General features: G+C 61.9%; 24 protein-coding genes and 1 pseudogene. 19 read left to right on the top strand and 6 right to left on the bottom strand.

The features are described 5' to 3' along the window. Positions 1-96 precede the first annotated feature (96 nt). The 5 genes from WDLP6_RS31825 to WDLP6_RS31805 are packed head-to-tail and all read left to right on the top strand — an operon-like array spanning position 97 to position 4391. Complete coding sequence (locus tag WDLP6_RS31825; RefSeq protein ID WP_068673599.1) at positions 97-612, top strand: DUF2726 domain-containing protein; 516 nt, start codon at positions 97-99, stop codon at positions 610-612. Positions 613-662: 50 nt separating this feature from the next. After that, positions 663-1079 carry a hypothetical protein gene (locus WDLP6_RS31820; RefSeq protein ID WP_068673601.1) on the top strand — a complete coding sequence of 139 codons (417 nt, stop codon included), beginning with the start codon at positions 663-665 and terminating at the stop codon, positions 1077-1079. Positions 1080-1126: 47 nt separating this feature from the next. Beyond that, positions 1127-1420 (top strand): hypothetical protein, encoded by a 294-nt coding sequence (locus WDLP6_RS31815; protein ID WP_068673603.1) that lies wholly within the window; start codon positions 1127-1129, stop codon positions 1418-1420. Positions 1421-1435: 15 nt separating this feature from the next. Then, entirely contained in the window at positions 1436-3406 is a 1971-nt protein-coding gene (locus WDLP6_RS31810) for a hypothetical protein (RefSeq protein WP_102906931.1), read from the top strand. After that, positions 3387-4391, top strand: coding sequence for a metallophosphoesterase family protein (locus tag WDLP6_RS31805; RefSeq protein WP_068673607.1), 1005 nt, complete (start codon positions 3387-3389; stop codon positions 4389-4391). Before WDLP6_RS31810 ends, WDLP6_RS31805 begins: the two co-directional genes overlap by 20 nt. A 105-nt stretch (positions 4392-4496) precedes the next feature. Here WDLP6_RS31805 and thyA read toward each other — a convergent pair whose 3' ends face one another. Beyond that, positions 4497-5444, bottom strand: coding sequence for a thymidylate synthase (gene thyA, locus WDLP6_RS31800; RefSeq protein WP_068673609.1), 948 nt, complete (start codon positions 5442-5444; stop codon positions 4497-4499). A 177-nt stretch (positions 5445-5621) separates the two neighbouring features. Further along, positions 5622-6236, bottom strand: coding sequence for a transglycosylase SLT domain-containing protein (locus WDLP6_RS31795; protein ID WP_068673611.1), 615 nt, complete (start codon positions 6234-6236; stop codon positions 5622-5624). Between the two features lie 280 nt (positions 6237-6516). Here WDLP6_RS31795 and WDLP6_RS31790 point away from each other — a divergent pair, with 280 nt between their 5' ends. The 7 genes and pseudogenes from WDLP6_RS31790 to WDLP6_RS31760 all read left to right on the top strand — a co-directional run bounded on the left by WDLP6_RS31790 (position 6517) and on the right by WDLP6_RS31760 (position 13305). Then, the gene (locus WDLP6_RS31790; protein ID WP_162571143.1) at positions 6517-7176 is read left to right on the top strand and encodes an ATP-binding protein; all 660 of its coding nucleotides are present in this window, start codon (positions 6517-6519) and stop codon (positions 7174-7176) included. A gap of 89 nt (positions 7177-7265) precedes the next feature. After that, positions 7266-8787 (top strand): annotated as a pseudogene (gene istA / locus WDLP6_RS31785) (IS21 family transposase). Next, positions 8780-9619 (top strand): IS21-like element helper ATPase IstB, encoded by an 840-nt coding sequence (gene istB, locus WDLP6_RS31780; RefSeq protein WP_162570835.1) that lies wholly within the window; start codon positions 8780-8782, stop codon positions 9617-9619. Before istA ends, istB begins: the two are co-directional and overlap by 8 nt. Positions 9620-9658: 39 nt before the next feature. Beyond that, positions 9659-11518 (top strand): DNA gyrase subunit A, encoded by a 1860-nt coding sequence (locus tag WDLP6_RS31775; RefSeq protein ID WP_332106070.1) that lies wholly within the window; start codon positions 9659-9661, stop codon positions 11516-11518. 79 nt (positions 11519-11597) lie between these two features. After that, positions 11598-12098 (top strand): disulfide bond formation protein B, encoded by a 501-nt coding sequence (locus WDLP6_RS35575; RefSeq protein ID WP_068673617.1) that lies wholly within the window; start codon positions 11598-11600, stop codon positions 12096-12098. A gap of 46 nt (positions 12099-12144) precedes the next feature. Then, positions 12145-13026: a tyrosine-type recombinase/integrase gene (locus tag WDLP6_RS31765; protein WP_068673619.1), complete on the top strand. Its 882-nt coding sequence runs from the start codon at positions 12145-12147 to the stop codon at positions 13024-13026. A gap of 72 nt (positions 13027-13098) precedes the next feature. Next, on the top strand, positions 13099-13305 hold the full coding sequence (locus tag WDLP6_RS31760; protein WP_068673621.1) for a hypothetical protein: 207 nt from the start codon (positions 13099-13101) through the stop codon (positions 13303-13305). A 105-nt stretch (positions 13306-13410) separates the two neighbouring features. Here the strand turns inward: WDLP6_RS31760 and WDLP6_RS31755 are convergent, their stop codons facing one another. Then, the gene (locus WDLP6_RS31755; protein WP_068673623.1) at positions 13411-13725 is read right to left on the bottom strand and encodes a hypothetical protein; all 315 of its coding nucleotides are present in this window, start codon (positions 13723-13725) and stop codon (positions 13411-13413) included. Between the two features lie 229 nt (positions 13726-13954). Here WDLP6_RS31755 and WDLP6_RS31750 point away from each other — a divergent pair, with 229 nt between their 5' ends. Beyond that, positions 13955-14296 carry a hypothetical protein gene (locus tag WDLP6_RS31750; RefSeq protein WP_068673625.1) on the top strand — a complete coding sequence of 114 codons (342 nt, stop codon included), beginning with the start codon at positions 13955-13957 and terminating at the stop codon, positions 14294-14296. A gap of 252 nt (positions 14297-14548) precedes the next feature. Here WDLP6_RS31750 and WDLP6_RS31745 read toward each other — a convergent pair whose 3' ends face one another. Continuing rightward, positions 14549-14848, bottom strand: a complete 300-nt coding sequence (locus tag WDLP6_RS31745; protein ID WP_068673627.1) for a hypothetical protein — start codon at positions 14846-14848, stop codon at positions 14549-14551. Between the two features lie 200 nt (positions 14849-15048). Between WDLP6_RS31745 and WDLP6_RS31740 the strand changes: the two genes are divergently transcribed. The 6 genes from WDLP6_RS31740 (at position 15049) to WDLP6_RS31715 (ending at position 21055) form a co-directional block, all read left to right on the top strand. Beyond that, positions 15049-15396, top strand: a complete 348-nt coding sequence (locus WDLP6_RS31740) for a hypothetical protein (protein WP_068673629.1) — start codon at positions 15049-15051, stop codon at positions 15394-15396. A 2-nt stretch (positions 15397-15398) separates the two neighbouring features. Next, a complete protein-coding gene (gene secA / locus WDLP6_RS31735; RefSeq protein WP_068673631.1) occupies positions 15399-17963 on the top strand; it encodes a preprotein translocase subunit SecA in 2565 nt (854 codons plus the stop codon). A 224-nt stretch (positions 17964-18187) separates the two neighbouring features. Beyond that, positions 18188-19156, top strand: coding sequence for a 5'-nucleotidase (locus WDLP6_RS31730; RefSeq protein ID WP_068673633.1), 969 nt, complete (start codon positions 18188-18190; stop codon positions 19154-19156). Positions 19157-19236: 80 nt separating this feature from the next. Beyond that, entirely contained in the window at positions 19237-19806 is a 570-nt protein-coding gene (locus WDLP6_RS35570; protein ID WP_068673634.1) for a M23 family metallopeptidase, read from the top strand. 347 nt (positions 19807-20153) lie between these two features. Further along, positions 20154-20510 (top strand): BACON domain-containing protein, encoded by a 357-nt coding sequence (locus WDLP6_RS31720; protein ID WP_068673636.1) that lies wholly within the window; start codon positions 20154-20156, stop codon positions 20508-20510. Next, positions 20507-21055 carry an AAA family ATPase gene (locus WDLP6_RS31715; RefSeq protein WP_068673638.1) on the top strand — a complete coding sequence of 183 codons (549 nt, stop codon included), beginning with the start codon at positions 20507-20509 and terminating at the stop codon, positions 21053-21055. Before WDLP6_RS31720 ends, WDLP6_RS31715 begins: the two co-directional genes overlap by 4 nt. A gap of 91 nt (positions 21056-21146) precedes the next feature. Here the strand turns inward: WDLP6_RS31715 and WDLP6_RS31710 are convergent, their stop codons facing one another. Together WDLP6_RS31710 and WDLP6_RS31705 are read right to left on the bottom strand one after the other, a co-directional pair. Continuing rightward, on the bottom strand, positions 21147-21359 hold the full coding sequence (locus tag WDLP6_RS31710) for a hypothetical protein (protein ID WP_102906930.1): 213 nt from the start codon (positions 21357-21359) through the stop codon (positions 21147-21149). 14 nt (positions 21360-21373) lie between these two features. After that, the gene (locus WDLP6_RS31705) at positions 21374-22297 is read right to left on the bottom strand and encodes a hypothetical protein (protein ID WP_162571141.1); all 924 of its coding nucleotides are present in this window, start codon (positions 22295-22297) and stop codon (positions 21374-21376) included. Positions 22298-22305: the final 8 nt, after the last annotated feature.

Raw genomic sequence — 22305 nt, 5'->3', positions numbered from 1 at the left:
CCCGCGTAAGGCTCTATCAAATACTAAGTTCTTCTTTTCTTTGTATTTTGATGAAGTCTAACTCGAGAGAAAGACTTTAAGTAGAGAACACGTTTTATGCACTTTGGCGTTTTTGTCGGAATCTTGCTCGCGTTGGCCCTCGGCGCGTTGGTCGCGGTCGGCTACCGCCGACACCTGGCCACTCGCGAACTTCGTGTGGGGCGCCATGGCTTTACCCGCCGGCCGCTTCTGACGGGGAACGAAGTCGATTTCTTCCGAAAACTGCAGCGTGCGCTTGGCTCGGAGTTCCAGGTTCTTCCCCAGGTGTCCATGGGCGCTGTGATGGCCACTACGCTCACCCCGGAGCACCCGGACTACTGGGCGGTGCGCGAAAGCTACGCCTCTAAAATCATCGACTTCGTGGTCTGCGACCCAAAACACTTTCAGCCTTTGCTGGTCGTGGAGCTAGACGACCGGATGCACGACTTCTCAAAAGACCGGACCCGTGACTCCCTCGTCGCTCGCTGCGGCCTCCGGACGGTTCGGTTCTGGTCGCGGAAGAAGCCGGACATCGCCACGCTGCGCGTGGAACTCCACCGTCATCTTGGCCACGCCGTCTCTAAAACGCATTGACGCCTAGTTACGATTTAGCTATAATCACGTCTCTCCTTCAGAAACCTAAAATGAACAACAGCCAGAACCAGGAACTGCACGCCGTCCTCAAGCGGTTCGACCCCGACACCCTCGTCGAGACGGTTCGAGAACTCGGCGAGGACTGGGCGAAGGCCAATTCCTCCGCTTCGTCGCTCGAAGAGACCAGAAAAACACTACTGGCCAAGCTGACCCGCGAGTACATGAACAACGGGTTGCGGAGCGGTGCCGCCGGCGAGCGAGCGAAGTCGGTGTCCGTTTCGTCAGCCGAGCAATCGGCGCTTGCCGATGAGCGCTACGAGCAGCACCTGGACCTGATGGTTCAAGCGCGCGAGTACTCCGATATCACCCGGGTCCGATACGACATGGGAAAGATGCGGCTTGAGCTGATGCGCTCGCAAATGGCTACCGTCCGCCAAGAGATGAGCTTCTCTCGCTTCGCGACCTGACCAGCCGTTGCCTTCGCCTCCTGCAAAACAAAGACCACTTTTCACTGATGACCGCACAAACCTCTCTCGAAATCTTTGAAGCCCAGAAGAAGCGCCACGCCGCCCTCCAGCAGCGCCGAGCGCGCGTCGAGGAACGTCGCGACGCCGAGGCGGCGAATCTGGAGCGCGCCCGCACGGAGGCGAAGCAGCTGCTCGGCACGGACGACGTCGGGAAGCTTCGCGAACTCTACGCAAACGGCGTGGAAGAGAACGACAAGAAAATCATTGCCACCGTCCAGGCTCTGGACGAAATCGACCAGCGACTTGCTGACATTGAACGCCTGACTGCCACGACGCGCTGATTAAGGGTGCCCTCGATGACATTGAACGCGCCAGAACTCCGCCAACGGGTCCAGGGTACCAGCCTGCGCGCCGCTCAACTCAACGGCGTGCTGACCGCACAAGCTGCTCGCAAGGCTGAATTGCTTGAGTCGGTCGCCGCGGCGAAGGCCCGTCAAGGTCTGGGGGACGAGGTCAAGCGCGTCTTCGAGGCGCTTCAAACGAAGGCTCACGAGCGCAGCGTGGGAACGTTCGACCGGCTGCTCACCGCAATCCTTCAAGATGTCATGCCTGACGAGGGCAGCATCCGTCTGCTGCCGAAGTACCGGGACAACACGACCTGGCTCGACGTGGCCCTGGAGAAGAACGGCCATCTGGAAGACATCCTTGATGGGAATGGCGGCGCGGTCACCAATGTCGTCAGCGCCGGCCTCCGCTTTGCGGCGCTCACCCGCACCAAGAACCGCGGCCTGATGGTCTTGGATGAACCAGACTGCTGGATTCAGCCGGAGCGCATTCCGGCGTTCATCCGAGTCCTAGCCCAGGTTGCTGAATCCGCAAAGGTGCAGACCTTTTTCGTCTCCCATTTCGACAAGCCGGAGTCGTATTCCGGCCTGGTGAACGTTGTCCGGCTCGTTCGCGGTGCCGATGGCAATCCGGCTGCCGATGTGAACAGCATCGTCAAGCACCAATGGGAGAACGATGAGGTCCCGGGAATCCGGGCCATCGAGCTTTTCAACTTTCGCGCGCACGTGCACACGACCATCCCGTGCTTCCCGGGCGCTACCGCTCTGGTCGGCGGGAACAACCTCGGCAAGTCCACCGCCATCACAAGCTCGCTGAAGGCAGTGGCCTATGGCGAGTCGGACGATTCGATGGTGCGCCATGGCTGTGATGAGGCGCGTGTCATCCTGCACCTGGAAAAGGGGCAACGCATCGAGTGGGTGCGCTCTACCAAGCGCTCTCCCGCCGTCATGTACCGCCTGTACCAGGGCACCGAACTTCTCCACGAGGGTCGCCCCAAGGCCCGGAACACTGCGCCTGAGTGGGTGACGGAAGTTCTTCGGGTTACGAAGCCGGACGACCTGGACATTCAAATCGGTAGCCAGAAGAACCCGGTCTTCCTCCTCAACGAGACGGCTTCCCGGCGCGCTCAAATCCTTTCGCTCGGTCGTGAATCCGGCCACCACAAGGCGCTGATGCGCCTCTATGAGGGCATCCGGACCTCGGACGGCGAGACCGTCAAGCGTGGCGAGCTCGAGCTCACCCGGCTCACGTTCAACCTGGACCGGATGACGCCGGTGCCCGGCCTGGTCGAGAAGCTGGATGCGCTGTCTGCGACGGCCAACGAGCTGGCCGACTACCTTGCGAAGCGCGAGCGCATTTCCTCCCTTCTTGGCCGCATCGAAGAGGCCGCCTCGAAGCTGTCTATCGCTCAGCAGGAATTGTCGGCTCTTGACGGTCTCCCCGAGCTCCCGACGCTTGTTGACACGGCCAAGCGCAAGGCCCTGGCCGACGCCATCGAGCGTAGCCAATTCCTGGTGAACACCCTCAAGGTGCCGGAAATGGCAGACCTGCCCGACCTTGCTGACATGTCGAGGGCAAAGACGCTTTTGGACACCATCGAACGTGGCCAATACCTGCTCGAGAAGATTCAGGTTCCTACGCTCCCGGAGCTACCCGTTTTGACGGACACCGCCTCTATCGCGGCACTGGGCGTGCGGCTCACAGGCAGCATCGCGAAGCTTGCCGCCATGGAGTCGCTGCCCGAGCTGCCTGCGCTGCCGACGCTCAAGGACTTCAGCGGCATGCACCGCGCCATCGAGACCATCTCGGAGACCGAAAGCCGGTTGGCTGCTGCTGTGGCCGAAGTTGCTAAGGCGACCGCCGAAGAAACCACCGCTCGCGACGAGTTCGAAAGCCTAAAACAAGCCCTGGGTGTCTGCCCGCTGTGCGATTCGCACCTGGCCACCCACACAGGAACAGACCATGCACATCACGCCCACTGAGCAACGCAGCTTCAACGGCATCCTGTTCATAGGTGACCCTCATGTTACCTCCAAGCGACCTGGGCGCCGCAAGGATGACTATCTGGCATCCGTCCTCGCGAAACTCGAGGAATGCGCCGAAATCTGTGACGACTATGGCCTGCTGCCGGTCATCCTGGGCGACCTGCTGCATCGCAGCGATGACAACAACCTGCGCATGCTCAACCGCCTGATGACCGTCTTGAAGCGCTTCCCGGTGCCGCCGCTCACGCTGGAAGGCAACCACGACAAGGAAGAAACCTCGTTGACCGAGAGCGATGCGCTGTACTTGCTGGCGCAGGCCGGCGCCGTGCACGTGCTGGAAACGGCCGGACTTGTCGGCACATTCGATGTCGCGGGCCAACCTGTGCGGCTCTTTGCGGCACCTTACGGCTCGGCCATTCCACGGAGTGTTCCGGAAGGGGAGGGCACCGCTGTGCTCATCACGCACCACGACTTGGCCTTCGATGGCGCCTACCCAGGCTCGCTGCCAATCGACCCTGTTGACGGCGTCATGATGGTCGTGAACGGCCATATGCACGACACGAAGCCCAGCGTGATTGCTGGCGCCACCACTTGGCACAACCCGGGGAACATCGAACCCCTCTCCGTCGACCTGGCACATCACGTGCCGAAGGTGTGGCTGTGGTCGCCGGGCACGGGAAATGGCGCCGAACTCACCGGCATCGAACTCAAGCACGGGACTGACCTCTTTGACCTCACCGGTCTGCAGGTTGCCCCTTCTGACGCCAACGCGGCAGTTGCGGCCCTGCCGAGCACCAGTAAGTTCGCGGCGCTCATCACGGAAGAGGCGAAGGCAGATGTTGATGCGGAGCGCACTGACGACGCCTCCATCCTGCATGGTGACCTGACGCAGATTTTCGGCGCCGGCGCCATCTCGGACGCGACGCAGCAACTGCTTCTGGGCCTTTTGGGCCAAGTTCGGCAGGACGCCATGTCCTTGTGAGCTAGGGCACGGTGGCCGAGCAGATGGGCTTACCTTTGGACGGCCCGGAAAGAAAAAAGCCCCTCGTGGAGGGGCTTTTGCGTGAATGACGGCAGGGATGGTGGCTTACGCGGCCATATCGAGCTTGATTGCAGGATGGCACTGATAGCCGACCAACTTGACATCCTCGGGGTCCAAGCGCGCAAACACGCCAGGAATTTCATCGACTGAGTTCAGCCTCGGGATATTGCCCAAGTCCAAGGTTGGCTGGGGAAAGTGTTCGCGGGACAGCAGCTCCTTGACGCCCGGAATATGCGGCACATAAATGTGGGCGTCACCGATAAATTGGGTCATGGTCCCCGCTTTACGTCCAGAGAGCCGCGCCATGATTTCCAGAAGCAGTGCGCCAATTACTAAATTAAAGGCCAATGCGGTGTCAAAACTTCGCTGAAAAAAGCACATGTGCAGCGTGTTGCTTTCCGTGTCGACCAAGAATTGATAAAGAACGTGGCAGACGGGAATTGATGTCTGGTCATGCTCGTCCGGTCGCCAGCCATTTATTATTATGCGGCGGTCCGTCGGATTGGTCATGATGGCTTTGAGCGCCACCTCCAACTGGTTGATTCCCCGACGCATCACCCAGACGTTGCGAGCGGCGTCATGGGCACGAACCTCGTAGCCAAGCGCTATCAGCTCGTCGCATTCCTTTTGCGAATTGACCTCCCGCCAATCCCGGCAATCGGTCCATTGTTTTGGGTATGAACGCCCAATATCGTCTTCGCCAGTTCTGTGCTTGTTTGCTAGCCACGATGGCGTGATATTGGCATTGCCGTCCCACACTTTGCATCCGAGCTCCCTGAATTGAGCAGCGCTCGTAAAACCTCGGAAGAAACCAAACAGTTCGCCCTTCGCAGTTTTCCACGCGAGCTTCTTGGTGGTAATTGCGGGGAAGCCATCCGCCATGTCGAATTTCAATGTGACGCTGGGCACGAACAGCGTGTCGATGCCCGTGCGGTTTGGCCGCAGGACGCCTTCGTCGAGAATGCGCGACAGCATGTCGTGAAACTGCTGCATTGGGTGGGGCTTCGCAGCCACTGCGGGTGAAGTCGTTTCAGTCATATATTCGTTGATTTGATGTGGCCTGTTGAGACACAGTGTAGGGAACTGCCATCCGGCAACCTGCTTTAGCGCCGACCACAAAAAGAAGCTCGGCCGGACGTGAGTCGGGCCGAGCGGATGAATGAGCGCGGGCTAGGCGTCGAGCAGAGGCTTGCGGTTCTTCACGGTCTCCAGCTCCTTGCGGAAGTGGAAAACACGTTCTGCATAGCCGCGGGCCTTGCCTGAGTACTTTGCCAGGGTCGACGTGAGCGACCCGCGTTGCTGCGCGTGGTATTCCGCCAGGATGGTGGTTCCGACGCGGATATTGACCTCCGGCGAGCGCAAGAGGACCTCAGGGTCTTGCTTGGAGCGCATCTTTTCCATGTGGAAGCGAGGCACGACTTGCATCAGGCCCACGGCGCCGTATCCGCTTCTTGCCGCCGGGTCGAGGCTCGACTCCTTCATGGCGATGGCCAGAATCAGCAGCGGGGACATGCCGACTTTGACCGCCTCGGAGTAGGCACTGGAGACGATGCGCTTTACGAGCCCTTCAGGCTTCTTGTACTTCGACGCCAGGTGGTCTACGAGCACTTGCTGCTCCGCAGCCACCGCGGCCACGCGCTTAGCCTCCTGAGCCCTTACTTCGACCAGGGCGGTCGGGAACACCTCAGTTGCGACAAATGTGCTGTGCACTGGCGCGTTGGCGAGACATAGAACGAGCGCGAGAGCGAGCATTCCGACGTGAAACGTCAGTTTGATTGACTTCATGATTGCCTTCTAAAACAGATGTAACTCCTGCGTTTAGGCAACGCGGGACGGCAGGGCAGGGCGCCAGCAAAGTGGCGGCCCGATGGCCCGAAGGGCCATTCGCCTCGTAGGTCGAACAGAGGCGCTCGATAGACGAGGGGAATCGCCGGCCTGGAGTAAGGTGGCCGAACGTGCCGTGCGAAGCAACCTATAGGGATTTCGGTTTATACGCGGCAGCGCCTCATAACGATTTTAGGGCCGCATGCTATAATGTAAATCCAATCTCGCGCCCACATCGCCTATGACGCAACGTCAGTACAACGAATCCGCAATAAAAATTTTAGAGGGCCTCGAGCCGGTCAAGCTTCGTCCAAGCCAGTTCACCCGCACCGAAGACCCCTTGCACATCGTGCAGGAGTGCATCGACAACGCAATCGACGAGGCCATCGCTGGCTACGCGAAGACGGTGAGTGTTGAACTGCTGCCGGAGGGCTTCGTGCGCGTGGCGGACAACGGTCGCGGCATCCCTGTCGGTCTGCACCCGGAGAAGAAGATTCCGGTCGTCCAGGCCATCTTCACCGTCCTGTACTCTGGCGGCAAGTTCGACAAGACCTCCGGGGGCGCATACAGCTACGCCGGCGGTCTCCACGGCGTGGGCGTCTCGGTCACCAACGCACTTTGTGAGTCCCTGACCGCCTCAGTGGTTCGTGACGGAAAGCGCCACGAGATTTCTTTTGCCGACGGCGACGTGGTGAAGCCACTCTATATGGTCGGGAAGGAAGAGGGGACGGGCACGACAATCACGCTGAAGCCCAATCCGAAGTACTTCACATCGGCCGAGCTGCCAGTCAAGGTTCTGCGCGAACTGCTCAAGACTAAGGCGGTCTTGCTTCCAGGGCTCGAGGTGCGCTTCACGGACGCTCGCCAGGGCCCTGATTTGTTGACGCCGACCGAAAACTGACCATCTAGAGGTCGAAGTGCCTACTGAAAATTGACCAGGGTGTTCCACTGACCTGCTGAAACTTTCAGCAGGGAAATTAGGTGATCACCATGGACATGATTGGCAAGGTCAGGCGCATGAAGCTGCGCGACCAACTCTCCCTGAGCGAGATTTCCAAGCGAACCGGCTTGGCCCGAAACACGGTCAAGAAATGGCTCAAGGCCCCGGCCATGAGCCTCCGAAGTACGAGCGACGCGTCGTTGAGCGCAAGCTCACGGCGTTCGAGGGCACGCTGCACCAGGCGCTGGCGGCCGATGCGCACCGGCCCAAGCAAAGCCGGCGTTCTGCAAGGGCACTGTTCTCCCAGATCCAGGCGCAGGGTTACCGCGGTGGCTACAGCGCGGTCACGGACTTCATCCGGGCGTGGCGCACGCGCTCTGACAGCAGTCCGGCCAAGGCGTTCGTGCCCTTGAGCTTTGAGTTGGGCGAGGCGTTCCAGTTTGACTGGAGCGATGAGGCGATGGTGGTGGGCGGCGTGTTCTACAACGTGCAGGTCGCGCATTTGAAGCTGTGTGCCAGCCGAGCGTTCTGGCTGGTGGCGTATCCCAGCCAGGGGCACGAGATGCTGTTTGACGCGCACACGCGCTCGTTCCAGGCGCTTGGCGGGGTGGCGCGGCGGGGCATCTACGACAACATGAAGACCGCGGTGGACAAGGTCAAGCGGGGCAAGGGGCGCATCGTCAACGCGCGCTTTGCGGCCATGTGCAGCCACTACCTGTTCGACCCGGACTTCTGCAACGTGGCCTCGGGTTGGGAGAAAGGGGTGGTGGAGAAGAACGTGCAGGACAGCCGCCGGCGTATCTGGATCGAGGCGAGCACCCGGCGCTTCGGCTCATTCATCGAACTCAATGCCTGGCTGGCAGAGCGTTGCCGCTCGGTGTGGGCCGACACGTCGCACCCGATCCATCGACAGTTCACCGTGGGTGAGATGCTGGAGTTGGAGAGGGGCCACCTCATGTCCATGCCGACGCTCTTTGATGGTTATGTGGAGCGCCTGGCCCGGGTAAGCAGCACCTGCCTGGTGGTGGCCGCCCGCAACCGTTACTCGGTGCCGTGTGAATGGGCGGGTCACATCGTGAGCACCCGGGTGTATCCGGAGCGGGTGGAGGTGGCTGCCATGGATGCGGTGGTGGCCAGCCACGCCCGGCTCTCGGGCAGTGGACAGACCGTCTTTGACTGGCAGCACTACATCGACCTGGTGCAGCGCAAGCCGGGTGCGCTTCGCAATGGAACACCCTTCCTGGATCTGCCGCCTGCGCTGCTGCGGCTGCGGCAGTCTTTGTTGCGCCACGCCGGAGGTGACCGGGTCATGGCGCAGGTGCTGGCGGTGGTTCCGCAGGCGGGTTTGGAGGCGGTGCTGGTGGCTGTAGAGCTGGTGCTCGAAGGCATGGCCCCAGCGGCAGCATCAGCGTGGAGCACGTTCGCAATGTGCTGGCGCGGTTGAACAACCCGGTGACCCCAATGCAGGCCGAGACCGCGCTGCAATTGACCTTGGCGCCCAAGGCCGACACAGCGCGGTACGACCGGCTGCGTCCCACCCACCTGGATGATCAGGAGGTGCGTCATGCGTGATACGACACGGGATGTTCACGCGCAGCTCAAGGCATTGAGGTTGAACGGCATGGCCGTGGCCTGGGCGGATCTGGTCGAGCAAGGTGGGGACTCGACGCTGGATGCCTCACGCTGGCTGGTGGAGCATCTGCTGCAAGCCGAAGATGCGGACCGGGCGATGCGCTCGATTGCGCACCAGATGAAGTCGGCCCGCTTCCCCATGCACCGCGACTTGGCCGGGTTCAACTTCGAGGTGTCGCAGGTGGACAAGGCGCTGATCCAGAAACTCTCAGACCTGTCCTTCACCGACGATGCGCAGAACGCTGTGCTGATCGGTGGGCCTGGCACGGGCAAGACGCACCTGGCCACCGCACTGGGCATTGCCGGGTTGAGCCGGCACGCCAAGCGGGTGCGGTTCTACTCCACGGTGGATCTGGTCAACGCGCTGGAGCAGGAGAAAGCCCAAGGTCGCGCAGGCCGCATTGCCATGAGTTTGGTGCGCATGGACCTGGTGGTTCTGGACGAACTGGGCTACTTGCCGTTCAGCCAGTCCGGTGGTGCCTTGCTGTTCCACCTGCTGTCCAAGCTCTACGAGCACACCAGCGTGATGATCACGACCAACCTGACCTTCGCGGAATGGTCCAGCGTGTTCGGGGACGCCAAGATGACCACCGCGCTGCTCGATCGGTTGACGCACCACTGCCACATCATCGAGACCGGAAACGAGTCCTACCGCTTCCGCCACAGCTCCAAGGAGGCCAAGGGCCGCATCAAGTCCAGGGAGCAGGAGCGCAAGACTTCAGCCAGTCAACCCTTGAATGAAGGGAGCGAGAAACCAGGAACGTCTCTATAGTTATCCACAGCTGACCTCCTGCGGAGGCAGCCTTAGCCCCTGGTCAAAATTCAACCGGCACAGCTGGTCAATATTCCATCGGCGCCAACACCTGCCCGCCTCCCATTCACTTTGCTGAACGGGTCCAAGGGCGTTGCGGTTGGCCTGGCCAACGACATCCTCCCGCACAATCTGCGAGAGGTCGCCAACGCAGCAGTGGCGGTCATCGAGAATCCGGACGTCACAGTCTCGGAGATTCTGAAGCTCATCCCGGGCCCGGACTTTCCGGACGGGGCGCAAGTCATCAGTTCCGCCGCAGACATCGAGGCCGCATACACCTCCGGTCGCGGAAGCCTGCGTTGCCGTGCCGTGTGGAGTCGAGAGGACCTGGCACGTGGGCAGTGGCAGGTCATCGTCTCGCAGCTCCCCTACCAGGTCTCGGTGAAGACAATCATGGAGGAAATCGAGACCCTTACCAACCCGCAACCCAAGGCCGGCAAAAAGACCATCGACCAGCGCCAGGCCAACCTGAAACAGGTCGCGCTTGACTTCCTGGACACGGTTCGCGACGAGTCGGGCAAGCTGGCACCCGTACGCCTGGTGATTGAGCCGAAGAACTCGAAGGTCGACCAGGAACAGATGATGGCCTTCCTCCTGGCCAACACCAGCCTCGAGGCGTCGGTGACCGTGAACATGACCGTCATCGGCATCGACAACCGGCCTCAGACGAAGGGTATCGATGCACTCCTGAAGGAGTGGGCCGAGTTCCGGATGACCACCGTGCGCCGGCGCACGCAGTTCCAACTGGACGGAGCGAACAAGCGTATTCACATCCTCGAGGGCCGCATGGTGGTCTTCGTGAGTCTGGACCGTGTCATCAAAATCATCCGAGAAGCGGACGACCCGGCGGCTCAACTGAAGGCGGAGCTTGGCCTGAGTGACATCCAGACCACGGACATCCTGGAGATGCGCTTGCGGCAGCTCAACAAGCTGGAAGGTTTCAAGCTGGAGAGCGAGCTGGACGAGCTCCGCAAGGAACGCACGCGGCTCGAGGCGCTGTTGGCGTCCGACCCGGCAATGCGCCGCATGGTCATCTCTGAAATCAAGGCCGACGCTGCGAAGTACGGCGACGACCGCCGGACCCTGCTGCAGCCCGCTGCACGCGCAGAGGCAGGCGTTTCCTCGACGGTGAACCTGCCGGATGAGGAAATCACGGTCGTTCTGTCCCGCAACCTCTGGCTCAAGGCCTACAAGGGGCACGACGTGCCGCCGGAGGCCTATGTGCTCAAGCAGGGCGATTCGGTTCTCGCGATGGTCAAGACCCGCACGGTTTCGACGCTTTACTTGCTCGACTCGAACGGCCGCGCCTACAGCCTGCCGGCAGGAGGCGTTCCGAACGGCCGCGGCGAGGGTGCCCCTCTCTCGGCCTCCATTGACCTGCAGGCCGGCGCACGGGTTGTCACGATGCTGGCTGGTGCCGACGACGACCGCTTCATCTTCGCTGGTGCGCTTGGCAATGGCTACGTTGCACCGCTCAAGAGCCTCGCCTCGCGCCAGAAGGCCGGCAAGGTGTTCCTGAAACTCGCCGACGGGGAGGCGCCGATGCCACCAGTCGCAATTCCGCAAGACGACACAGGGTTCGTGGTCTGCGGTTCAACGGACGGGCGGATGCTCGCCTTCCCGCTGGCCGAAGTCAAGACGCTGCCCGCCGGTGGAATGGGTGTCATCCTCATGGTGCTGGGCAACGACAAGCTCTCCGCGCTCCTGCATACGGCTGACGCTCCTTTCGAGGGCAAGGGCCTGGCGAACGGAAAAATGGTTGATATCAAGCTGAAGGGGGACGATTGGACCCGCCACGTTCTGCACCGGGCTCGCAAGGGGGCCCAGCTGCCGAAAAAGGCGGTTCTCCAGCCCATCTGACCCGCAACCTCCCATAAAGCCCGGCTCGAGCCGGGCTTAGTGGCGCTGCGGTGTTTAAGCGTCGCGAGCTATTCAAACCATGCGATTCCTCCGAACCAATCGATTCCCGCTCGGCGTCCTTGCCGTCTCCCTCGGTGCCTTGGCGCTCGCCCTCGTGCTGCAATATGGGTTTAGCATGGCTCCCTGCCCCTTGTGCGTACTCCAGCGCCTGGCGCTCGTTGCGACTGCCTTGGTCGGCGCTGCCCAAATGGCCTTGCAGAAGCGATTCACGACGCCACTCACCTGGCTTGGATTCGCAGCTTCACTAGGCGGGTTCACCCTCGCCACGTGGCACATCTTCAAGATGGTTGCCGCCCCCACGGAGGACGCGGCGTGCGGCCCAGGCCTAGCCACCTGGGTCGACAGCCTTTGGACCGCCGAGCTGCTGCCGAGCGTTTTTGCACCCATGGGAGATTGCTTTCAGGACGCGGCCAACCTCCTCGGCCTGCCTCTTCCGGTCTATGCCTGCGGCCTTTTTCTGACCGTCGCAGCTCTTTTTCGTCTAAATGCAATTAACGCAACTAGCACACTAAATTCTTAGTGGCTGTAAACTAGTGGTCCCGCTGGAATTGCGTTAATTGCATTTTATGGACCTCTTTGAATGGGCATTGAAAGTCTCTCGAAAACGGCTCCGCCAGAGCAGCCTGGCCGTATATCGGTCAATGTGGAACGGCTACACGACACGCCTTGCCTCGCCCGCCGCGCCGGCGGGGCCCGCAATCCCCGGCGCTGAGTCGGCCGCGCAACTCGTCGGCGCCCTCGAAGGGGCAGGGGACTACTCCGTCCGCAAGCGTGTTTACGGCCTGGTCCGGTGGACCTACGACACGCTTCAGAAGAGCGGACTTCCGCTGCGCAACGAATGCAAGGAAGTGGAAAAGCTGTTCATGCCGGACTTCAGGCCCGAGCACGAGATGCTGGGCAGGTCCTGGGCCGACAGGATGACCGAGGAGGCGCGCGCGAGCTGCTCGGGATGGAAGAGCGTGCGGTTGGCCGCCATAGTGATGCTCCTCTGTGAAACTGCCCTCAAGAACAGCGAACTCGTCGAGCTCAGGCTCGAGAATCTCAGGGGCACGCCACCGCGGTGGCTCAACGCCGGCCACAAGGCCAAAGAGCGTGAGTTTGTCCTCAGTGCGAAGGCATCGGCGCTGATGACGGAGTGGCTCGCCGTCCGGCCCGCCGTACCGACTGACTTCCTGTTCGTTGCCGATGCGACTGGACGGTGCATGGACCATGCGACGCTTTGGCGTCAACTGAAGCGCGTGACGCTGGCCGCGCAGGGCAGCGAGGGCGTTCGCCACTTTGGCACTGGGCTCATCCGAGCGACGAAGGCACGGGAGTTGAAGGACATGGGGACGGACGTCGCGGAGATTGCGGATTTTCTCGGCCATATGCAGGAAGCCTCGACAGGCGAGTTGCTCGACCGAGTCCGCACCCGACGCGCGGGCAGGGAAGCCGCACCCAGCCGCTGATTTCGCTCCGTTTTAGGCAGTTTGTCCGACTCGCTATAGGAGCTAGGACAACCTGCCTCATAGGAGCAAATCATGGCAAAACGCATCCCCAAGAAAGAGAACCAGCTTTTCGCAGACCGCGCAAAGGCCGAGAACGAACGGGAGTTCTCCCTCGATGGTGACGACGAAGGCGCTGAGACCGAGAAGCTAGACCTCGCCGTTCTCCACGGACAGGGAACCTCTTCGCGTGCAGGTCGCGGTATGGACTCGGACGAATACCGAGGCTTCGCCGGCTTCTGACCCATTCTTCCAAACGCCTGCATCACAGCAGGCGTTTTTCATTGTCCGACGGCGCCCAGACGGCGAAAAAGCCTGGGGTGCCAGGCTCCTGTGCGGTGAGTTGGCTCAGGCCGCCAATCTGGCCAGGTCCATCACGCGGCTCTGGACGGCTGCGCCGCCGATGAACGCCACGGAAGGCAACTTACTCGTGGCCTGCACCAGGTTCCACGCAGAGCGGCCCGCCTGGGCGATGCGATAGCCGAAGTTCCCGCTTTCGCCCTGTCGCTCAACCAGGCCTTGCTCGACCAGCTTACGCAGGGTCATGGCGTGGTGACTTGAGCGGAACGCCCCCAGGTCCCGGGGCCGCCAGTAGCGCCCATCTCGCAATTGCTGCTCCAGTTCATAGAGCGTCTTCAGAAGCTCCGCTTGAGGCGTGGTCATCAAACCCAGCACCTTGCAACTCTGTCTCATCTGTTTAGGCGTTGAAAATGTACGTCGGCAGTGTTATAATCGAGGCCGCCCGTAGCAGCACTTCACCCCTATAGCACTCCGTATTTAGGTCTGCCCATAGCGGCAGCACCCTCCGTCGCAAGTGCCATATAACGACCGACACCCTGGGAAGGGGTGGTCGCTACATCCGGTATAGGTCAACAACATTTTTGGAGCTCACATGGATTGGAAGATACTCGCGCTCATCGCCACCCCCATCCTCTTCGCCATCTTCGCCCAGGGGATTCTCGACGCGCTTCATCCCAACGAAGTCGAAGAGAAAGAATGCGAACGACGCCAGAAGAGGTCGAAATCGGTCGAGCAGATGGCTGACGCACACCCCGCAACTCCCAGCGGAGTGGTGGCGGCAACAGGAGTGCCCGTGAACCACGCCGCCCAACTGGCTCAGAGCAATGTAGAACGTCAGAGGCGCCGCAAGCTCGAAGAGGCGCATGACTACGACGCACCAGCGGACTTCGCGATGCCAGACGACTTCGACTTGGCAGCTGCGAGGCAACTCTAACCCGGTTCCCCCTCCTTCGAGGCCTTCCAATGCAACTGCATTGGAAGGCCTTTTCTTTGGCGATGGCGTCTCAGTCCTATTCGGGTCGACGGCTGCCCAACGGCAAAAAGCCCTCCGGGCAAGAGCCAGAAGGGCTTTAAGAGACGACAGAAGAGGACTAGTGCAGCCTTGCGCGCGTTGAACTCAGCGCTGCGACCAACGGAACAGGGCCAGGCGAAACCGGAGCCTGAACGGGGCTCTCTTGCCCAACGTTCATGGCCACACCGCGTAAACAATGCCAACCGCGAGGGCTGCGGAGAGCGCACTGATAGACGCCAAGTGGTTGTAGTACGACCCCATCGCCTTGCGTTTGGAATAGTCTTCACGCCGCGGGGCAAGCGTGAAATGGGTGACCACCGTTTCCAGGCTCGAAGCAGCCGCCGCCATCACGATGCACATCCAGCTCGTCGGCTCTATGCCAATGGCGAATGCCGCCGCAACGATGATGGCAAGGGGTACGGCCGTCTTGATGGCTGCGTCTGCCCCACTGGGGGCTTTAAGAGTGGTTGTCATTCTCGGGTCCTCGTCTTACCGAAACTCCTTTCGAACTGCGTCCTGGGCAGGGCAGTATGCTCGGCCATTATAGGCCCTTTTAGGGAGCCGGGTCAATACCTAAATCGACAGAAGCGTTATAGCTCGACGCGGCTGGGGCGAGGACTAAAAGGCCTGGCTAGATTTGCCATTAACCTGAACCTCTCAGCCATCAAATGCCCATGACCCCAGTCAAATTCCCGCCCGTCTACCTGCTCGAAATCCTCAGCAGCCCCGGTGGCGGTACCGACGAGTGCGACAACTTCGGGAAACTGGAACTGGCCGTGCAGCGAGCGGTCGACGCTCTCAGCGAGGCTTCCGGGCCGATTGAGGTCGATGTCTCGTTGGATGTGAGCGATGAAATCGAGGGCATCAGCTTTCTGAACGAGGAGCAAGAAGTTCTTGCTCTCATCTCGGTCTACCACCTCGACCGCGACACAGGCGAAGCAACGGACCCCGCCATTGCGATGGCCTGCCGTGGCGACAAGAACGCTCTGCAGTCCGCCATGAATCGCATCGTCCGAGCCTGAACATGGACTTCTCGAGTCTGTATACGCGAGTGCGCTCGCAGTCCGCGCTCAACCGCTTCACGGCAGACGCCAAGCGCATTTCCGAGGGGGAGTCATCTCTCACTTCCCTGCCCGCAGAGGAGCTCAAGGCGCGGTTCCTGGCCCTGCGCGACCTTCCCGAGCCCAAGCGCACTGTGCCCGGGTTCGCGCTCGCGCGAGAAGCCGCACGCCGCGCGCTGGGTTTGCGGCCGTTCGACGTCCAACTGATTGGGGGCTTGGCCCTTTTGCAAGGCAAGCTTGCTGAAATGCGCACGGGTGAGGGGAAGACCCTCACACTCGTGGCGCCCGCGGCACTGCTTGCCCTGCAGGGCAAAGGCGTCCATGTCGTGACTGCGAACAGCTATCTGGCCCGCCGGGATGCGGAACTGATGCGTCCAGTCTTCGAAGCCCTGGGCCTTTCTGTAGCGTTCATCGAGACCTCGCAGACGTCGGCTGCGAAGCGGGAAGCCTATGCAGCGGACGTCACGTACGGGGTGGGCTTTGAGTTCGGCTTCGACTACCTTCGCGACAACATGGTGAGCGACGCCGGTGACAAGGTACAACGCCCGCTGTCGTTTGCTATCGTGGACGAAGTCGACTCGGTTCTCATCGACGAGGCACGAACGCCGCTCATCATTTCCGGCTCGGGAGACTCGCAGGATGCCATCGTTCGCGCGCTCAACCTGACCGCTCGCCAGCTCAAGAGCGGCGTCGACTACGTGGTGGACCCCAAGGAGCGCAACGCCACGCTCACCGAGCGCGGCTACGACGAGGCCGAAGCGAGCCTTGCGAAGCAAGGCATCATCGCGGGCCAAGGCGAGCTCTACGCTGCCCACAACCTGCACATTGCGCGTCGCCTGCATTCCGCTGTGCGCGCCCATGGCGTGTACCGCCTTGACCGAGACTACGTCGTCTCTGCCGGTGAGGTGGTCCTGGTCGACCAGGGGACCGGTCGAAAGATGCCGGGCCGTCGCTTGGAGGATGGGCTGCACGAAGCAATTGAGGCGAAGGAAGGGCTGGAAATCCACGCTGGTTCCGTCACGCGTGCGACTATCACGTATCAGAGCTTTTTCGGCCTCTACGAGCGCCTGGCCGGCTTGACCGGCACCGCGCTCACGGAAGCTGAGGAGTTCACCGAGTTTTACGGCCTCGAGACCGTGGTCGTTCCTACCAACCGACCTGTGGCCCGCATTCTCAAGGAGGACCTGGTCTACCTTGGGAAGTCTGCCAAGTTCGTCGCTGTGGCGGACGAAATTGTTCGCAGGCAAGCGTCAGGCCAGCCCGTGCTTGCGGGGTGCGCGTCCGTTCGCGACGCGGAAGTGCTCAGCCGCCTGCTTGAGAGCAAAGGCGTGGTGCACGAAGTGCTCACGGCGAAGCACCTCGAGCGAGAGGCCCACATCATCGCCCAAGCCGGGCGTCCTGGCGCCGTTACGGTAGCGACGAACATGGCCGGGCGGGGAACCGACATCATCCTGGGTGGCGAAAAGCCATCAGAGGGCGACTTCACTGACCCTGCGGCCTACGCACACGGTAAGGCGCAGTGGGAGTCCGCCCGTGCTGCCGTTCTTGCAGCGGGCGGCCTGTTCGTCCTCGGTACCGAGCGCTCAGGCATCCGCCGGGTGGACAACCAACTGGCCGGCCGCTCCGGGCGCCAGGGCGACCCTGGCGAGGTTCAGTTCTTCCTGAGCTTGGAAGACGAGCTCCTGCGGGTGTTCGGGCAGTCCAGGCAGCTGAAAGTCGTCGCCAAGCTCATCGACGGCGCCGGCGGCGTCCTTAGCGGCAAAACCATCGCGAAGCTTGTGACTACCGCGCAGCGAAGCCTTGAAGGGCAGGGCTTCGAGGCTCGCCGGAATGTCATGAAGTACGACAGCTCGATGTCGGAACAACGCAAGGCCGTTTACGCCCTCCGTGACAGCCTGCTCGCTGACGGCGTCATGGAGTACTGCGAGGCAGCGGTTGACGCGGCTGTCGCCAATTGGGCAAACGTTCGGCTTGGCGTGCACGACATGCCTGAGCAGTGGGACCTGCCCGCGCTAAAGCGCGAACTGGAAGCTGATTTCAACATCCAGCCCGGCCTGGTCGGCTGGGTTCACAGCGAGGACCTGGGTCGCGACGAGGTGGTCGAGCGCATCCGCGCCGCTGTCCAGGCACGGCTCGCAGCCAACCCGCTCGACACCGCCGCGCGCCGCCGGCTGGTACTCAGGGTGCTGACAGACCTCTGGACCGAGCACCTGACTGCACTTGACGAGCTGCGCCAAGCTGTTTCTCTTAAGGGCGCGACCGGACAGAACCCGCTCTTCCAGTTTCACAACGACGCGTTCGCGCTTTTCAAGTCGTTCGAGGAAGCGCTCTGCGCAGAAATCTCGCGGCAACTTCTTTCCTCGGCCCTGCAAGAGGAGCGCGAGGCGAAATCTGCGGACGCCGACGAGCAGGCTCGCAAGGCCGCCCGGGTAGCCGTGGAGCTCGAGCAACGGTGGGTCAAGCGCAATGAACCCTGCCCCTGCGGCTCGGGAAAGCGCTTTAAGCACTGCCACGGAAAACTGCGGTAAGCGGCCCGCCTTGCCCGACGAGCCACGACAGCCTCTCCGATGACACCTGCGGGCCGCTAAAGGCGCGCAGCGTGCTTTAGGGCCGTCGCGCGCCCCTCGAATTTCCTCTAAGTTATTGTCGCGCAACGGAAATTTGCTTGAACGAACGTTGGAGAAATTTCTGGGGAGCGTTGGGAGGTCCGGTCGCTAGACAGGTCAGAACTACTTTTCTGAGGTCAAACCACATGCTAACAATCGCAGTTTCCAGTCGCGCCCTCTTTCACATCGAAGATGGCGATGAAATCTTCCAGACCCAGGGCCAAAAGGCCTTCGACGAGTACATGCGCTCCAAGGCTGACGTCCCACTTCGTCGGGGAACGGCCTTCCCGCTCATTCGCAAGCTGCTCACTCTGAATCGGCCCGGTGCCAAGCGCTTGGTCGATGTGGTCATGCTGTCGCGCAACAGCCCGGTCGCCGGGGTGCGCATAGCGAACAGCATCGTTCACCACGGCCTTGACATCAAGGGCGCGGTGTTCACCAAGGGTTCGGACCGCTTCCGCTTCGCTGCCGGCATGGGCGTCCAGCTTTTTCTGTCTGCAAATTCAGCGGACGTGCAGAACGCCATCGCCAATGGCATCGCCGCGGCAACCATGCTTCCAAGCGAACGAGACGACGACGCCAGCGACGACGACATCCGCATCGCTTTCGACGGCGACAGCGTGTTGTTCAGTTCCGAAGGGGATGAGTGCTACCGCGAGCACGGTCTGGAGGTCTTCCATCAGACCGAGCACCAGAAGGCCGCTATTCCGCTGGGCGCTGGCCCCTTCAAGCTTGTCCTGGAGGAACTGCATCGGATTCAACACGAGTTCCCCGTGAACGAGTGCCCTCTGAAACTTGCCCTTGTGACCGCGCGCGCAATTCCAAGTCACGGTCGCGTCATGACAACGCTCGACTCCTGGGGCGTTGTGCTCGACGTGGCCACCTTCGCGAACGGTGCCCCGAAAGGCCCCATTCTGAAGGCGTTCGGTGCCGACATGTTCTTTGACGACGCTTCGAAGAATATCGACAGCGCACGAAGCAGCGATGTGACCTCCGGCCATGTTCCTTACGGTACCGGGCACGGAATCACAGAGCCGCTCCTCACGCGCGGGGACGTCCCCAGTGCCTCCCGCAGGTCCGCTGCGGCGGGCGTTCAAGAGGCTTGTGCCGCCTAGTCTGCTCATTCGAGACGCCGCCACTTCATGTGTCGGCGTCTCTTTCTTTCTCTGCGCTAAAGGGCAGGGCTATAAGGCTCATGAGCAACCCGACCGCCTGGCTGTGCCCCCTTGAGCTCGAACTCCGCCCTACGGCGGATGCCGAGTCCTTCCGAAGCATGCCCCCTGGCGTCACCGGGCTCCCGATTGGCAGCCACCCGGGCGCCTTCGGCGTGGTGCGGCGTAACCATATCCACGAGGGCGTCGACCTCTATACCGAGGAGGGCTGCCCTGTGCTAGCCGTTGAGGAAGGTCTCGTGGTCGGCGTGATGCCGTTCACGGGCCCGGGCGCGGGCCTGCCTTGGTGGCGAGACACCAAGGCCGTACTGGTCGAAGGCCGGTCAGGCGTCGTCGCCTACGGGGAGGTTTCTCCTCTGGTCTCTTGCGGAGACCGTGTCCAACCTGGGGAGGTTGTGGCGCGGGTCGTGCGAGTTCTTCGCCAAGACAAGGGGCGGCCGACGTCCATGCTTCACATTGAACTCCACGAGCCTGGCGCGCGGCAGTGCCCAGCCTGGCTCAGCTCGGATACGCGTCCGCACACCCTGCGCGACCCGACGCCTTACCTGCTCGAGGCGTCTCACCGCCTCTACCGGCTCCCGCGGAAAAGCTAAATCCGGCGGCTACACGCCGGATGACCCTTTTGCCGAGATACCTCGCCGCCACGCTGGTAGCCCTGGCCTGCACAGGTGGTGCACTTGCCGCCGAGGTTGAGCGGAATCCGTTCAACCCCTCGCCATCCGCGAATACACCGCAGTCCGAGTCGCAGGCTCCAGCCGGTAAAGGCACGCTACCTCAGGGCCTTCCAGCTTTGCGCCTGCCGCCCCCAATCCCCACGGTCGAGGGGCGAGCGGTACTGCCTCCCGTTTTGCCTCCCTCGCTTCCTCCTCCGCCGCTACCAACTGCCAATGCGGCCCCGGCTGGTGCCGACCAACCGTCGCCAGGCAGTGGCTCGCGCCGCGTGTTCCTGAATCAACAGGAACTTCAGGCCCAGCGCAGCCAGTGCGACATCTCGCGCAAGGCGAGCGGCACGGAGGCTGTTTCCCCTGCCGGCGGCACGGTGACGCTGCGCTATGTCGTGAGCAATGGCCGGGTATGCCTTTCAGGCGCAGCTTCCGACTCGACCTGGGCCAACGTGAGCCGCGCTGACGAGAGCCAGGCGTCCGTGGTCATCGAACCCAACGACAGCGCTACGCCTCGCGAAACCACGGTCACCGTCGTCTCCCGCAATGGTCGTAGTGCCGCTTTTCGGATTTCTCAACCCGCCGGCAACGGCTTCCGCGCAATCGAGCCGCAACGCACGGCTACCTCGCCATGAAGGTTATCAACCTGTTCGCAGCACCCGGGATTGGCAAGTCCACCTCCGCACAGATTCTCACTGGCCTCCTGTCCATCGGTGGCTACCGAGTCGAGTACGTTCCGGAGTTCGCCAAATTCCAGACCTTCTCGGGGAACCAGGCCGCCTTGAGCGACCAGGTGTACATGTTCGCCAAGCAGGAGAACCGGCTCCACGTGTTCAAGGACCAAGAGTTCGATTTTGTGGTCATGGACGGTCCGCTGCCTATCGCGCTGCTGTACACGCCCGAGACCTACTTCAAGTACTACGAGCCGCTCGTCATGGAGGTCTTCAGCTCCTTCGACAACGTCAATTTCTTCCTGGACCGAAACCCCTCATACGAGCACAAGAAGCACGGCCGCATCCAGGACCGTGCGCAGTCCGACGCTCTCTCTCTCCGGCTCGAGGCCATCCTGTCACGCCACAAGGTTCCGCTCACCCGCGAGATGGTGCGCCCCCAACTACCGCTTGTGCTCTACGAAGCCTTGACAGGGGCAAAGCCGCCCTCACTTGAAGACCTGGCCTGAGGACAGGTCCAGTCATCCGAAGGCCCTCCGGACCATCAGGTTGGAGGGCTTTGTTCTGGCCGCGCGTTCGCGAAGCGACGAGCTGGGGGCCTCAGCTGACGAAGTTCAGATGCCCTTCCTTCGCCTTCCAGCTAATGTGGACCCAGCCACCGAGGGCGTAGTGGCTCACGCCCTCCGCGTCGAGCAGCCGATGGCCACTGCTTTCGCTGGCCGACAGGAGGGTGGCCGAACCCGAAGACGGATAACAACGGCCGCAGGCCTGGCGCGCATTCGGGTTCGGCTGCGCCAAGAGAAACGCCGGCAAGGCCGGCGTTTGTTCTAGTTCACCGCGCGTAGGTTGCGCTTCTCGCCGCCCACCAGGGCCGGCCGAACGAAGAGTTTGAGCTCTTCGGGCTGCAGCGGCTCCGAGGGCACTGCAACCGGGGACGGCGCCGGGGGAGGAGGCACCACCGCGGCAGGTGCCTGAATGGGCGGGGCGGCAGCGGCGACGGGCGCCGGTGCGACGTGGGCGGCTGGCACGGCGGCGGTCGACTGGCGTGCACTCGTCGCTTCAGTGAGCGCAGGCAGGGGTACGCCGCTCGTGACGACGAGTGCGTTCGCGACTTGCTCAGCCAGGATGCCGCGAGCATTGGCAACTTCGCGCAGGCGCTCCCATTGGGCCATCTCGGACGTGTACGTGATGTACTGAGTCAGATTGCGGACCTTCATCGCACCAGGTTGCAGCCGGTCGTACTGGGCATCCGGCAGTAGCACGCCCATCGTGTCGGGAACCCACTCCACGTCGGTCATCGAGTCGGGGTCGAACGAGACGCTGCGCAGCGGATGCACCGAGACCTCGAGAATCGCCTGGAAGTTGGCGAACTTCAAGGCGAAGCACGACTTTGCTTGGAACGTCAGGGCGGGGTCCGATTCGCGGGCGAGGTAGGCCACTTGAGCCTTGCCGAAGGCACGGAGCATCACGCCGAGCGGCTGGTACGTTTTCTCTGCACGCGAGAAGAACGGCTCTTCGATGCGCCAGTAGTGCACGACGTCGGCGCGCGGGCTCTCGCCGTGGATGCCGAGGAATCGCAGAATCTCGAGCTGGGTCTCGAACTCCACCTGCTCGCCGCTCTCACCGCCCTGGTCGTAGAGCCAGTTGTGCATGTCCTCGCTGGACACATGAGCAAGGGTGCAGAGCGTTTCAGTGGAGATGCCGCGCAGGCTCATCAGGGCGCGGACGACGGCGGTATTGACGTGAGACATTGAACTGG

Source organism: Variovorax sp. PBL-E5 (assembly GCF_901827185.1).
GTDB lineage: Bacteria > Pseudomonadota > Gammaproteobacteria > Burkholderiales > Burkholderiaceae_C > Variovorax.
This window is presented reverse-complemented; position numbering and strand designations above follow the sequence as displayed.

What these genes read in the sequence shown, in the direction of transcription:
- WDLP6_RS35570 (WP_068673634.1), top strand. Translation starts at nt 19,237, where the DNA reads ATGAGCAACCCGACCGCCTGGCTGTGCCCCCTTGAGCTCGAACTCCGC.
- thyA (WP_068673609.1), bottom strand. Translation starts at nt 5,444, where the DNA reads ATGCAGCAGTTTCACGACATGCTGTCGCGCATTCTCGACGAAGGCGTC.
- WDLP6_RS31825 (WP_068673599.1), top strand. Translation starts at nt 97, where the DNA reads ATGCACTTTGGCGTTTTTGTCGGAATCTTGCTCGCGTTGGCCCTCGGC.
- WDLP6_RS31805 (WP_068673607.1), top strand. Translation starts at nt 3,387, where the DNA reads ATGCACATCACGCCCACTGAGCAACGCAGCTTCAACGGCATCCTGTTC.
- istB (WP_162570835.1), top strand. Translation starts at nt 8,780, where the DNA reads ATGCGTGATACGACACGGGATGTTCACGCGCAGCTCAAGGCATTGAGG.
- WDLP6_RS31790 (WP_162571143.1), top strand. Translation starts at nt 6,517, where the DNA reads ATGACGCAACGTCAGTACAACGAATCCGCAATAAAAATTTTAGAGGGC.
- WDLP6_RS31750 (WP_068673625.1), top strand. Translation starts at nt 13,955, where the DNA reads ATGGATTGGAAGATACTCGCGCTCATCGCCACCCCCATCCTCTTCGCC.
- WDLP6_RS31820 (WP_068673601.1), top strand. Translation starts at nt 663, where the DNA reads ATGAACAACAGCCAGAACCAGGAACTGCACGCCGTCCTCAAGCGGTTC.
- WDLP6_RS31715 (WP_068673638.1), top strand. Translation starts at nt 20,507, where the DNA reads ATGAAGGTTATCAACCTGTTCGCAGCACCCGGGATTGGCAAGTCCACC.
- WDLP6_RS35575 (WP_068673617.1), top strand. Translation starts at nt 11,598, where the DNA reads ATGCGATTCCTCCGAACCAATCGATTCCCGCTCGGCGTCCTTGCCGTC.
- secA (WP_068673631.1), top strand. Translation starts at nt 15,399, where the DNA reads ATGGACTTCTCGAGTCTGTATACGCGAGTGCGCTCGCAGTCCGCGCTC.
- WDLP6_RS31760 (WP_068673621.1), top strand. Translation starts at nt 13,099, where the DNA reads ATGGCAAAACGCATCCCCAAGAAAGAGAACCAGCTTTTCGCAGACCGC.
- WDLP6_RS31730 (WP_068673633.1), top strand. Translation starts at nt 18,188, where the DNA reads ATGCTAACAATCGCAGTTTCCAGTCGCGCCCTCTTTCACATCGAAGAT.
- WDLP6_RS31765 (WP_068673619.1), top strand. Translation starts at nt 12,145, where the DNA reads ATGGACCTCTTTGAATGGGCATTGAAAGTCTCTCGAAAACGGCTCCGC.
- WDLP6_RS31795 (WP_068673611.1), bottom strand. Translation starts at nt 6,236, where the DNA reads ATGAAGTCAATCAAACTGACGTTTCACGTCGGAATGCTCGCTCTCGCG.
- WDLP6_RS31815 (WP_068673603.1), top strand. Translation starts at nt 1,127, where the DNA reads ATGACCGCACAAACCTCTCTCGAAATCTTTGAAGCCCAGAAGAAGCGC.
- WDLP6_RS31705 (WP_162571141.1), bottom strand. Translation starts at nt 22,297, where the DNA reads ATGTCTCACGTCAATACCGCCGTCGTCCGCGCCCTGATGAGCCTGCGC.
- WDLP6_RS31740 (WP_068673629.1), top strand. Translation starts at nt 15,049, where the DNA reads ATGACCCCAGTCAAATTCCCGCCCGTCTACCTGCTCGAAATCCTCAGC.
- WDLP6_RS31810 (WP_102906931.1), top strand. Translation starts at nt 1,436, where the DNA reads ATGACATTGAACGCGCCAGAACTCCGCCAACGGGTCCAGGGTACCAGC.
- WDLP6_RS31745 (WP_068673627.1), bottom strand. Translation starts at nt 14,848, where the DNA reads ATGACAACCACTCTTAAAGCCCCCAGTGGGGCAGACGCAGCCATCAAG.
- WDLP6_RS31755 (WP_068673623.1), bottom strand. Translation starts at nt 13,725, where the DNA reads ATGACCACGCCTCAAGCGGAGCTTCTGAAGACGCTCTATGAACTGGAG.